General features: G+C 68.9%; 12 protein-coding genes. 8 read left to right on the top strand and 4 right to left on the bottom strand.

The window, feature by feature from the left end; all coding sequences use genetic code 11:
- Window positions 1-441 precede the first annotated feature (441 nt).
- The 5 genes from D180_RS21425 to D180_RS21405 all read left to right on the top strand — a co-directional run bounded on the left by D180_RS21425 (window position 442) and on the right by D180_RS21405 (window position 3,048).
- On the top strand, window positions 442-768 hold the full coding sequence (locus tag D180_RS21425; protein ID WP_017908235.1) for a YkgJ family cysteine cluster protein: 327 nt from the start codon (window positions 442-444) through the stop codon (window positions 766-768).
- Between the two features lie 16 nt (window positions 769-784).
- The gene (locus D180_RS21420; protein ID WP_017908234.1) at window positions 785-985 is read left to right on the top strand and encodes a hypothetical protein; all 201 of its coding nucleotides are present in this window, start codon (window positions 785-787) and stop codon (window positions 983-985) included.
- Between the two features lie 243 nt (window positions 986-1,228).
- Window positions 1,229-2,023: an EAL domain-containing protein gene (locus D180_RS21415; RefSeq protein ID WP_017914386.1), complete on the top strand. Its 795-nt coding sequence runs from the start codon at window positions 1,229-1,231 to the stop codon at window positions 2,021-2,023.
- Between the two features lie 91 nt (window positions 2,024-2,114).
- Window positions 2,115-2,693 carry a mechanosensitive ion channel domain-containing protein gene (locus D180_RS21410; protein ID WP_017908232.1) on the top strand — a complete coding sequence of 193 codons (579 nt, stop codon included), beginning with the start codon at window positions 2,115-2,117 and terminating at the stop codon, window positions 2,691-2,693.
- Between the two features lie 109 nt (window positions 2,694-2,802).
- Entirely contained in the window at window positions 2,803-3,048 is a 246-nt protein-coding gene (locus tag D180_RS21405) for a DUF2789 domain-containing protein (RefSeq protein ID WP_017914385.1), read from the top strand.
- Between the two features lie 21 nt (window positions 3,049-3,069).
- Here D180_RS21405 and D180_RS21400 read toward each other — a convergent pair whose 3' ends face one another.
- Both D180_RS21400 and D180_RS21395 read right to left on the bottom strand, forming a co-directional pair.
- Window positions 3,070-3,336 carry a DksA/TraR family C4-type zinc finger protein gene (locus D180_RS21400; RefSeq protein WP_010342319.1) on the bottom strand — a complete coding sequence of 89 codons (267 nt, stop codon included), beginning with the start codon at window positions 3,334-3,336 and terminating at the stop codon, window positions 3,070-3,072.
- A gap of 113 nt (window positions 3,337-3,449) precedes the next feature.
- Window positions 3,450-3,983 (bottom strand): DUF2058 domain-containing protein, encoded by a 534-nt coding sequence (locus tag D180_RS21395; protein WP_017914384.1) that lies wholly within the window; start codon window positions 3,981-3,983, stop codon window positions 3,450-3,452.
- Window positions 3,984-4,100: 117 nt separating this feature from the next.
- Here D180_RS21395 and D180_RS21390 point away from each other — a divergent pair, with 117 nt between their 5' ends.
- Both D180_RS21390 and D180_RS21385 read left to right on the top strand, forming a co-directional pair.
- Window positions 4,101-4,598: a M48 family metallopeptidase gene (locus tag D180_RS21390; RefSeq protein WP_017914383.1), complete on the top strand. Its 498-nt coding sequence runs from the start codon at window positions 4,101-4,103 to the stop codon at window positions 4,596-4,598.
- A 67-nt stretch (window positions 4,599-4,665) separates the two neighbouring features.
- Window positions 4,666-5,376: an rRNA pseudouridine synthase gene (locus D180_RS21385; RefSeq protein ID WP_017914382.1), complete on the top strand. Its 711-nt coding sequence runs from the start codon at window positions 4,666-4,668 to the stop codon at window positions 5,374-5,376.
- A gap of 98 nt (window positions 5,377-5,474) precedes the next feature.
- Here D180_RS21385 and D180_RS21380 read toward each other — a convergent pair whose 3' ends face one another.
- Window positions 5,475-6,281, bottom strand: coding sequence for an SGNH/GDSL hydrolase family protein (locus D180_RS21380; protein WP_017914381.1), 807 nt, complete (start codon window positions 6,279-6,281; stop codon window positions 5,475-5,477).
- Window positions 6,282-6,787: 506 nt separating this feature from the next.
- Between D180_RS21380 and D180_RS21375 the strand changes: the two genes are divergently transcribed.
- On the top strand, window positions 6,788-8,389 hold the full coding sequence (locus tag D180_RS21375) for a PQQ-binding-like beta-propeller repeat protein (RefSeq protein WP_017914380.1): 1,602 nt from the start codon (window positions 6,788-6,790) through the stop codon (window positions 8,387-8,389).
- A gap of 247 nt (window positions 8,390-8,636) precedes the next feature.
- Here D180_RS21375 and D180_RS21370 read toward each other — a convergent pair.
- The coding region (locus D180_RS21370) for a TonB-dependent receptor (protein ID WP_017914379.1) at window positions 8,637-10,977 on the bottom strand (2,341 nt) is incomplete at its 5' end.

The following is a 10,977-nucleotide window of genomic DNA, read 5'->3' as shown; positions in this document are numbered from 1 at the left end:
CATGTCGCGCGCCGGCTACCTGCAGCGCCTGGTCGCTGCGGCGTTCCCGCAAGCGCGTCTGGTCCACGGCGACCCCTCGTTCGGCGTGGTGCAGGGCCTGGCGCTGGCCGCCGCGCAGGACTGACGCAGCACAGGCGTCGGCGGCCCCTCCCCGACCGGTCGCTCGCGGCCGGCGCGCCGCCTGCGGCCCGCATTGTTCATGCAGCGGGCGCACGACTGGCGTAGCATGGCGGCACGCTTCAGCGTCACGTCGCTACGCGCGTCTCGTCCGGCCGTTCCTGTCGCCCGACTCGCTTCCTTCTCGCGCCAACCTCCGTCCTTTGCCGGCCGGATCCTTCGGAGCGCCATGTCCCCCGCCCCTGCCACGCTCCAGATCGAGCGCCTGGCGTCGCCGCTTCAGCCGCCTCCCCGGCCGACAGGTCCGGATCGGGGCGGCGACGCATGAGCGAGAGCGCGCGGGACGCGACCGACGCTGACATCGCCTGCGACCGCTGCGACGCGATCTGCTGCCGCCTGACCGTCCTGGTGATGCCGGACGACCACGTGCCCGAGCATCTCACCGAGTACACACGCGAGGGCCTGCACGTGATGGCGCGCGACGAGGACGGCTGGTGCGTGGCGGTGGATGGCGCGCGCATGTGTTGCTCCATCTACGCGCAGCGCCCGGCGGTCTGCCGCAAGTTCGCGATGGCCGGCCCGTACTGCCGCGAGATCCGCCGTACCCACCACGAGCAACTGACCCGTGGCATTCCCCTGACGATGTACTGACTGCAGGAGTTCCAGCATGGCACGACCGACCAGCACCACCGCTTCGCCCAGCGCACGGAACACACGCGGCGCCAGCGCCGCGGACAAGGCGCAAAAGGGCCTCAGCCGCGAGCGCATCGAGGCCGACCTGGCCGCGTTCCACCAGGCCGGCGGCCGCGTCGAGGTGCTCGGCACCACCCGCGTGCTGAAGAAGGTCGACGTCGCCGACGCGGGCTAGCGCCCGCGCATCCCGCCGTCATCGCGCGCACCTGCGGCAGGACACGGCCGGACATGGACGCCGGTCCACGCCGCGCGAGGACGCGGCGCCTGGCACGCGACGACGGCGCCTCCGGTTGGCGCCGACGACCACACGGCCAGGCCCAACACGGCGTCCTCGGAGCTCCGGCGCCAGCGCGCAAGCACGGCACCGTCTTCACGCTAAAAGCGCATACTGCGATCTCTTCCACGGTCTCGTTTCGGCATGCTCCTGCGCTCCCTGTCCGCCGAACTCGGCCAGCCCGCCTGCGGCAACTGTCGCGATGGCGAGCCGCTGGATTTCGCCGTGCGCATGGCGTTCCAGCCGATCGTCGATGCCGCCACCCGCTCCATCTACGCCTACGAGGCGCTGGTGCGCGGCGAGGACGGCAGCGGCGCGGCGGCGGTGCTGGCGCGGGTGCGCCCGCAGCAGATGTACCGCTTCGACCAGACCTGCCGGGTGCAGGCGATCGCCACTGCCGCGCAGCTGGGCCTGCGCACGCGCCTGTCGATCAACTTCATTCCCAATGCGGTGTACGAACCGGCGACCTGCATCCGCCTGACCCTGAGGGCGGCCGAGCACTTCGGCGTGCCCACCGGCGACCTGATCTTCGAGTTGAGCGAGTCCGAACGCATCGCCGACCTGCCCAAGGTCGTGCGCATCCTGCTCGACTACGCGCAGCGCGGCTTCCTCACCGCGATCGACGACTTCGGCGCCGGCCACTCCGGCCTCAACCTGCTCGCCGATTTCCAGCCGCACCTGATCAAGCTGGACATGGCGCTGATCCGCGGCATCGACGGCAGCGCCGCGCGCCGCCACATCGTCGGCGGCATCGTCGCGATGGCCGCGCCACTGGGCTGCCGCATCCTCGCCGAGGGCGTGGAGACGCCTGCCGAGTACCGTGCACTGCGCGCGCTGGGCATCGACCTCTACCAGGGCTATCTGTTCGCCAAGCCGGCGCTGGAAGCCTTGCCGGACGTCACCGAAGCGCAGTGGGAGGCGCTGGAACGCGCCGGTTGAGACGCCCACCGCCGCAGCGCACGCCAGCACGACTTGCCCGCGGCGGCCACGCTTGCGACCATCGCGCCTCCCCTGCGTGTTCCGAAGTGCAATGCCCTCGCTCCATACCCTGCTGCCGCCGTGGACGCACCGCTGGCTCGACGTGATCGTGCCCGGCGCGCAGATCGTGCTGATCGTGCTCGGCGCCTGGTTGCTGCGGACCTTGCTGCGACGGTTGATCCGGCGCCTGGGCGAGCACTACGCGCTGCCGCCGGAACTGGTGATGATGGCGCGCCGCGGCAGCGGCTTCGTGATCTACGCGGCGGCGCTGCTGCTGATCCTGGACCGCTTCGGCGTCTCCGGCACCGTGCTGTGGACCGCCTTCACCGGCTTCGCCGCGGTCGCGGCGGTGGCGTTCTTCGCCGCCTGGAGCGTGCTGTCCAACATCTTCTGCACGCTGTTGATCTTCACCACGCGCCCGTTCCGCCTGCACGACCACATCGAATTGCTGGAGAACGGCGAAAAGCCGGGACTGAAGGGCCAAGTGATCGACATCAACCTGATCTACACCACGCTGCGCGAGGAACGCGACGGCGACGGCGAGAGCGTGCTGCAGATCCCCAACAGCCTGTTTTTCCAGCGCAGCACGCGCCGCTGGCGCGGCCATCCGGTTCCATCCGGGCTGGGCTGAGCGCCGCACGCCACCCACGCCGACGCTGACGCCATCCACATGACGCAGCCGCTATGGTCGATGCCAGCCGCCTTGCGCGGCGATCTCCCCTTTCCCGACCAGGTACTGCATGGAACCCGTCATTCATCCGTTCGCCGACCTCTTCGCCCAACTTGGCCTGCCCAACAGCGAAGGCGAGATTCGCCAGTTCATCGCCCAGCATGCGCCGCTGCCCGATGGCATGCGCCTGGAAGAAGCACCGTTCTGGACGCCCGCGCAGGCGCAACTGCTGCGCGAGGAGCGCCTGGAAGACGCCGACTGGGCGATCGTGGTCGATCAGCTCAACATCGCGCTGCACGCGCAGCCCAAGCCTTGACCCGACCGCGCCGGCTGCGCGTCAACGCAGCTGGCTGTCCTTGCTGCCGCGGCGGTTGTAGCCGCTGTGCTCGTGCTGCGCGCGGTCCTGCGCGTCCTGGCAGGCCACGCACAGGCGCACACCCGGCACGGCCTTGCGCCGCGCCTCGGGAATCGGCGCATCGCAGTCCTCGCAGTGGCTCAGCCCTGGCCCCTGCGGAAGTTGGCTGCGCGCCCGCTTGATCGCATCCTCGACGGTCGCATCGATCTGGTCCTGCACCGCGCCGTCGCCTGCCCACCCAGTGGCCATGGTCGTCTCCGCACTGTTGCCTTGCCTGGATGATGCGGCCGGCACCGGCGAATGCAATGCACGCCGGCTTCACCTCGCCGAGACGTTCATGCAGCGCCGCCCGGCGTCCCGCCTCACCAGATCAGGTCGTCCGGGACCTTGAACTGGCTGTAGTACGGATCGTCCTCGCCGCTGGCCGGCGTTGCCGCCAGCGCATCGAACACGATGGTCGCCGGATCGCGCGCGACGATCTTCTCCACGACGGCGCGCGGCACCGGCACATAGCCGGCATCCAGCCGCGCGATCGCCACACTGCCGGCGATCAGTTGCGCGCGCAGCATCGCATCCACCCGCAGCCGCTGGATCTTGCCGGCATCGGTGAAGTGGTAGTCGATTTCGCCGTCGGCCTTGAGCTTGTGGCTTTCGACCAGTTGCCGTGCCTGCACGCGCTGCTCCTGCGCACGCGCCTGCGCATTGCGCTCGGCGGACAGCGCACGATCGCGCTCCACCCGCTCCTGCCGCAACCGCTCGCTCTCCAGCTGCTCGGCACTGGGCGGCGGCGGGGTCTTGCCCTGGCGCGCCTTGGCCTGCTCGCGCGCGACCTGCGCCACCTGGCTCTTCTTCACCAGGCCGGCCTTGAGCAATTGCTCCTGCAGGGGATTGCGCATCGGAAGCGTCCATGGACTCGGATTCGGGAGCCGCATGATACCCGCAGCACCGGTGCCCGCCCGCGAAGGCCGCCCACGGCGGATGCCCCGCCGCGCGCGGCAGGCTAAGGTGGCGGGATGGACACCCTGCGCTACCTCGTCGGCTACCCACCCCAGGTCCTGGACCAGGTGCGCGAACTGATCGCGCGCCAGCGCCTGGGCGACTGGCTGCGCCGCCGCTACCCCGAGGCCAACACGGTGCGCACCGATCGCCAGTTGTACGACTACACGCAGGCGCTGAAGGACCGTTGCATGCGCAGCGCCGAGCCGCTGCACAAGGTGATCTACGACAACCGCCTGCAGGCGGTGAAGCACGCGCTGGGCACCCACACCACGGTGTCGCGGGTGCAGGGCGGCAAGCTCAAGGCCAGCCGCGAGATCCGCATCGCCGGCGTGTTCCGCGACGCGCCGGCGGCGTTCCTGCCGATGATCGTGGCCCACGAACTGGCGCACCTGAAGGAAAGCGCGCACAACAAGGCCTTCTACCAGCTGTGCGCACACATGACGCCGGACTACCACCAGTTGGAGTTCGACCTGCGTCTGTACCTGACCCAGTTGGAACTGGCCGAGCGCTGAGATGCCATCGCGTGCGGCCGCCGCCCGGCGCCCGTACACTGCGCCCCCACCGATCACCACAGCCCCGATGTCCAGCCCCGTCCGTCTCGACAAGCATCTCGCCGCCCTGCTGCCGTGTTCGCGCGGCGAGGCGCAGCAGTACATCGAGGGCGGCTGGGTCAGCGTGGACGGGGTGGTGGTCGAGGAACCGCAGACACCGATCACCACCCAGCAGGTGACGCTGGCGCCCGACGCGCAACTCGGCCCGGCGCAGGCGGTCACGCTGCTGCTGCACAAGCCGGCCGGGATGCGCGCCGAGGATGCGATGGCATTGGCGACGCCCGGCAACCGCAGCGCGCTGGATGCCAGCGACATGCGTGTGCTCAAGCGCCATTTCCTGCGCCTGAGCATGCCGCTGCCGCTGGAGACGGAGGCCAGCGGGCTGCTGGTGCTGAGCCAGGACCGCCGCGTGCTGCGGCGGCTGAGCGAGGATGCGGCCACGCTGGAGCAGGAGTTCGTGGTGGAGGTGAGTGGCACGTTGCAGCCCTATGGCCTGCATCGGCTCGCGCACGGCCTGCGCCATGGCCAGCGCACGCTGCCGCCGTGCAAGGTCAGCTGGCAGAGCGAACAGCGCCTGCGCTTCGCGATCAAGCACGTGCAGCCTGGCCAGTTGCACGACATGTGCGCGCAGGTCGGGCTGGAAGTGACCGGCCTGCGCCGCCTGCGCATCGGCCGCATTCCGCTGGGCAAGCTGGCGCCGGGCGAGTGGCGTTACCTGCCGGAGGGTGAGCGGTTCTGAGGAGCGGCGGGCGCTGCGGCGATCATTGTTGTCAGCGGCCGTACCCTCACCCCAACCCCTCTCCCGGGGGGAGAGGGGCTAGGAGCGCGCGCAGTGACTCAGGGCTTTGCCAGCGCGCGCTGGATCGCCTGCTCGGCCAATGGTGCCATCACCGCATAGCCGGCGTTGTTGGGGTGCACACCATCGATGGCCACGGTCTTGTCCATGCCGCCGTCGCGGTTGCTCAGCTTGCTGTAGTAGTCCAGGTACACCGCGTCGTGCTGCTGCGCGTACTGCTGCATCCAGGCATTGAGCGCACGCACCTTCTGCGCCGGCTGCAGGCCCGGGCGCCACGGATAGTCGGTCACCGGCAGCACCGAGGCCAGCACCACCTTGATGTGGTGGGCTTGGGCCAGTTCGGTCATCGAGCGCAAGTTGTCCTCGATCATCTCCAGGGTGGACAGGCCGGTGTTGCCGGCCAGATCGTTGGTGCCGGCCAGGATCACCACCACCGCCGGCTTCAGGTCGATCACGTCCTGGCGGAAGCGCACCAGCATCTGCGCGGTGGTCTGCCCGGAAATGCCACGATTGACGTAGGCGGACTTGCCGGGGAAGAACGTGGTGCCTTCGCGACGGCCCCAGGCGTCGGTGATGGAGTCGCCGTAGAACACCACGCGCGGCGCGTCCGCGGCCGGCGCCGGCAGCGCGGCATTGTCGGCGCGATAGCGCTGCAGTTGCGCCCAGTCCAGCAGGCGTTGCTGCATCGCCTTCACTTCATCGGGCTTGAGCGTGTCCGGCGCCCGCGTGTACAGCGCATCGACCTTGCCCTCCAGCGCCGCGGTGGACACGGGCGTTGCCGCCTGCACGGCGCCGGCGGCCGTGGCGCACAGCGCGATGGCGAGGGACAACAGCGAGGGGCATTTCATCGAGGCATTCCTTGTGCGGACAACGGTGATCGCACAGTGTAACCAACCGCTCGCACCGCCCATGCGGCGTCGCCGCAGCGCACTGCGGGCACGTCGGACTGCACCGCGATTCAGCCCGCGCTCACGCGGCGAATCCGGCACAAGGGATCGATGGCGCATATCGCCACGCGCCACGCGGACGCAATCTGCCGCGCCGTGTCGATGCGCGGCAACACGCGGCCGCGACGGCCATCGCAGCCTGCGACGACATGCGTCACGCGCGTGCCGGCACGATGACAACGCGATGCCGCCGCCATCGTTTTTCGCTATCGCAGCAACCTTTTGCAAAGGCCCTAACTTTTTCGTAAGTACATGACACGCAAGGATTTTCACTTCTAGGATGGCCGCGGACGTGACGGGGGGATCCTCACTCCCAAGCCCGAAGGACATCCATGAAAACGCGTGATGCACACCAGAACCACTCCCGCCTGCGGCTGGCGTTGATTCCCGGCTTGATGTTCAGCGCAATGGCGATGGCGCAGTCCGCAGGCACCGCAGCGGCGACGACCGACACCAGCGCCGCCAGCGCACAATGGCGCAGCACGTTCTCCGGCGGCACGCCGTTCGCCACGCACAGCCTCTGGGACAGTGCCGGCGGCGGCTTCCTCAACACCCGCTTCGCGCCCGGCGAATGGCAGATCACTCCGTTCAACGCCACGCGCCTGAAGACCGCGTGGACCTTCACCACCCAGGGCGACGTCTCGGCCACGCCGACCGTGCAGGGCACGGCGCTGTACGTGCCGGACTGGGGCGGCCAGCTGTATCGCATCGACACCGACCTGGGCAAGGCGGTGTGGCAGGTGAAGCTGGCCGACTACACCGGCATCGCCGGTTCGCTGTCGCGCAACAGCCCGGCGATCGCGCGCGACAGCGTGCTGGTCGGCGACCAGGCCAGCGGCACGGTGCTGGCGATCGACAAGGCCACCGGCAAGCTGCTGTGGAAGACCCTGGTCGAATCCAACCCGCAGGCGCGCATCACCGCCTCGCCGGTGATCTACGGCGACCGCGTCTACGTCGGCGTGTCCTCCGGCGACTGGGGCGGCCTGAGCGCCGGCTACAAGTATTCCTTCCGCGGCAGCGTCGCCGCGCTGGACCTGAAGACCGGCAAGCTGCTGTGGAGCTTCCGCACCACGCCGGAGGGCTACACCGGTGCCTCGGTGTGGGGCACGCTGGCGATCGATCCGCTGCGCCAGCGCGTCTACGCCACCACCGGCAACAACTACTCGGTGCCGACCGAGGTCGCCAGCTGCGTCAAGAACGCCAACGGCGACAAGACCGCGCAACTGGCGTGCATGGCGCCGGACAACTACGTCGACTCGGTGCTGGCGCTGGACATGCGCAGCGGCAAGCCGGTGTGGACGCGCCGCCTGCAGGGCGCCGACGCCTGGTCGCTGTCGTGCCTGGTCGCGCCGACCAATGGCCTGTGCCAGGACCCGCAGGGGCCGGACTACGACTTCAGCGGCGGCGGCGCCAACCTGTTCACGGCGATCCGCAACGGCAAGCCGCAGGCGCTGGTCGGTGCCGGACAGAAGAGCGGCGTGTACTGGGCCTTCGACGCCGACACCGGGCAGACCGTGTGGTCGACCCAGGTCGGCCCGGGCGGCACCGCCGGCGGCATCGAGTGGGGCTCGTCGGTGGATCCGTTCTCCGGTCGCGTGTACGTGGCCATCAACAACAACGAGCACACCGCGTACACGCTGGCGCCGGGCAACACCGAGACCTGGAACGCCGGCTCCTGGGCCGCGCTGGATGCGGCCAGCGGCAAGATCCTCTGGCAGGTCAAGGTGCCGGGCACCGATCCGGTGCAGACCGCGTTCGGCGCCGGCGGCCGCGGCCCGCTGGCGTCGTCGCCGGGCCTGGTCTATGCCGGCTCGATGTCCGGCGCGATGACCGTGCTCGATGCCAAGACCGGCGCCACGCTGTGGAGCTTCGATGCCGGCGGCTCGGTGTCCAGCGCACCGGCGATCGTCGATGGTGCGGTGTACTGGGGTGCGGGCTACAGCCGCTTCAACTTCGGCACCGGGGTCAACAAGCTGTACAAGTTCGTGCCGTCGAACCGGCGCCGCTGAGCGCAGCTCAGGGCCGCCTCTTCGGTTGTAGTGCCTCTCCTGCGAATGCCTCTCCTGCGCAAGCGGGAGAGGCTGTTGCACGACGATCGAGCGCATAACGAAGCGCAAGGCGTCAGGTGAGATCACGTGGCGCGCGTACGCTTGGACAGCGCGCGCTGCGACGAGAGCTGACACGAGGCAACGCCAGGCCCATGAAGATCCGGCGGGCTCCGCTTCCCGCGAAGCCCGCCGACGATCAGCTGACCGCTCAGTTGAACGTGTAGTCCAGGGTCAGGAACATTTCCCGGCCGTTGTACTCGCTCGCGGTCTGCCCGGTGGTGACGAACTCGAAGCCGCCGGCGTAATACGGAATCGCACCGACCTTGTCGAAGATGTTCGACACGGTGAGCTTCGCATGCAGGTCCGGCGTGACCTGCAGGCCGACCGAGCCGTTCCAGGTGATCCACGCCGGCGCGTGGCCCCGATAGGTCGTATCCGGCACGGTCACCTGGTTGCCGTCCTGGGTGACCTGGCAGACGCCGGTGGACACCGTGTTGCCGCCATTGGACACCGTGACCATGCCGGGCTGGATGCCGTTGGGCAGCACGTCGCAGCCGGCGTAGTTGGGGGCACGCATGCGGCCATTGCGCACGCCGGAGATCGACACGTTCCAGCGGCCCTTGGTCCAGTCGGCGATCCAGGTCATGCGGCTGGCCACGTTCTGATAGCGGGTGTTCTGCAACGGATCGGAGGCCAGCACGCGCTGCTTGTACGACAGGTTGTTGGTGTAGTTGATGCCGGCGCGGAAGTCGCCGTAGCCGTCGGTGTGGAACTTGTAGTCCAGCGTCGCATCGACGCCGGCCACGTACAGCGAGGCTTCGTTGATCGGGCCCGATTGCACCGACACGATCTGGCCGTTGGCGTCGCGCTTCACCATCTGGGTGACCATCCGGCAATACTCCGATCCGGCCACGTGCGCCGTGTACGGCGACAGGCCCGACGTCCCGTTCGGCTTCAGCCCGGTCAGGCAGCCGGCTTCGTCGGCGAGCACGGTGTCCTGGCCGAGGTACTGGATGGCGTTGTCCACGCCCATGTTCCAGTAGTCGGCCGACACCGACAGCCCCTGCACGCCCGGCACCTGCCAGACGAACCCGTAGGTCCAGGAGTGTCCGGTCTGCGGCAGCAGCAGGCGGCTGCCGTTGGTGTAGAGCGTGTAGTACTGCGACCCGGGGCGCTGCACGCTGTTGCACCAGGTGTTGTTGTTCTGCCCGGCCTTGATCGCGTTCACGCACTGCAGCGGGTCGGCGTAGAAGCCCACCGGCGAGGTCGAACCGGTCAGGTAGATGGCCTGCATGTCCGGCGCCTTGAAGTTGGTGCCGTAGCTGCCGCGCAGCAGCAGACCGTCGTACGGACGCCACTCCAGGCCCGAGCCCCAGGTGCGGGCGATGTCGGCACGGCTGGCGTCGTTGTACTTGTCCAGGCGGCCGGACAGCGTCCAGGTCACCGACTCCAGCACCGGCACGCGGAACTCCGTGCCCAGCGAGAAACGCTGCCGGGTGCCGGCACCGGTGAGGTAGGCGCCGAACGGGTTCTGGAACGTGGACGGATCCGCCGCACGCGGGTCGGGCGACAGCTTGAAGCCGTTGTGTGCAGCTTCGAGCACCGCGGCCCAGCCCACCGACCGATCGGCCCAGGGCAGCTTGAACAGGTCGCCGTTGACGCGCAGCTGCGCCTGGTCGAGCCAGGACGACGCGGTGTTGACGCCGGTCACCGCGAACTGGTCGTACTGCTGCGGGGTGATCGGGTTCCAGAACTGCTGCCAGTTGAATGCGTAGATCGGCAGGCCGTCGGCGGTGGTGCCCTGCTGCTGGCCGAGGAAGAAGGTGTTGGTGGCCTGCGCGTTGTAGCCGGTGAACGCCTCGCGGACGATGTACTTCTGCGTGTTGAGGTTGAGGTCCCAGTTGAAACGGCCGTCGAACACGGTGCCGCGCAGGCCGGCCTGCAGGTTCCAGTTGCGCTCGCGGTCGTAGGTGTTGGCGCTGACGCCGATCTCTTTCTGGGTCAGCTGGCGGATCACCTGGTTGACCGTCTGCCCGGTGGTCTGGTCGTAGAACGGGCCGGCGCTGAACACGTTGAGCTGCGTGTTGGAGATGCCCACGGTCTGGTACAGCGCGGCCGAGCCGTAGAACTGCAGACCGTTCTGGAAGTCGTACTCGCCCGCCAGATAGCCGCTGTTGCTGATGCTGCCCGGGGTCAGCACCCAGTTCTGGAACAGCGCCGGCTGCGCGCAGTAGAAGCCGTTGTCGGTGACGCCGGTGACCTGGGTGCCGTTGGTGGTCACCGAGTGCGATTGGGTCAGGCGCGAGTTGGTGAACTTGTCGCAGGTGCCGGCGGGCGGCGTGATGTAGCGGCCGTTGGCGTCGGTGGCCGACAGGGCGATCGCGCCGGCGGCATCGTACTGGTAGCCGAACATGCGCGAGGCCGGACCCCAGGCGCCGTAGCCCGCATCGGCCACGGAATCCTGGTAGGACCTGTCCATGCCCCACAGCGCGCTGCGGTTGGAGTGCTCCAAATTGTAGGTCACGTGCCAGTTGTCGCCCGCGCGGCCA

The sequence above is a fragment of the Xanthomonas sp. SHU 166 genome (assembly GCF_000364685.1).
Classification (GTDB): Bacteria; Pseudomonadota; Gammaproteobacteria; order Xanthomonadales; family Xanthomonadaceae; genus Xanthomonas_A; species Xanthomonas_A sontii.
Note: the sequence above shows the minus strand (reverse complement) of the source record. Positions and strands in the feature narration are given on the sequence as shown.

Excerpts from the sequence above, each read along its gene's own strand:
- D180_RS21400 (WP_010342319.1), bottom strand. The coding sequence starts at position 3,336 with ATGGCCACTGGGTGGGCAGGCGACGGCGCGGTGCAGGACCAGATCGAT.
- D180_RS21395 (WP_017914384.1), bottom strand. The coding sequence starts at position 3,983 with ATGCGCAATCCCCTGCAGGAGCAATTGCTCAAGGCCGGCCTGGTGAAG.
- D180_RS21380 (WP_017914381.1), bottom strand. The coding sequence starts at position 6,281 with ATGAAATGCCCCTCGCTGTTGTCCCTCGCCATCGCGCTGTGCGCCACG.
- D180_RS21385 (WP_017914382.1), top strand. The coding sequence starts at position 4,666 with ATGTCCAGCCCCGTCCGTCTCGACAAGCATCTCGCCGCCCTGCTGCCG.
- D180_RS21420 (WP_017908234.1), top strand. The coding sequence starts at position 785 with ATGGCACGACCGACCAGCACCACCGCTTCGCCCAGCGCACGGAACACA.
- D180_RS21405 (WP_017914385.1), top strand. The coding sequence starts at position 2,803 with ATGGAACCCGTCATTCATCCGTTCGCCGACCTCTTCGCCCAACTTGGC.
- D180_RS21390 (WP_017914383.1), top strand. The coding sequence starts at position 4,101 with ATGGACACCCTGCGCTACCTCGTCGGCTACCCACCCCAGGTCCTGGAC.
- D180_RS21410 (WP_017908232.1), top strand. The coding sequence starts at position 2,115 with ATGCCCTCGCTCCATACCCTGCTGCCGCCGTGGACGCACCGCTGGCTC.
- D180_RS21425 (WP_017908235.1), top strand. The coding sequence starts at position 442 with ATGAGCGAGAGCGCGCGGGACGCGACCGACGCTGACATCGCCTGCGAC.
- D180_RS21375 (WP_017914380.1), top strand. The coding sequence starts at position 6,788 with ATGGCGATGGCGCAGTCCGCAGGCACCGCAGCGGCGACGACCGACACC.
- D180_RS21415 (WP_017914386.1), top strand. The coding sequence starts at position 1,229 with ATGCTCCTGCGCTCCCTGTCCGCCGAACTCGGCCAGCCCGCCTGCGGC.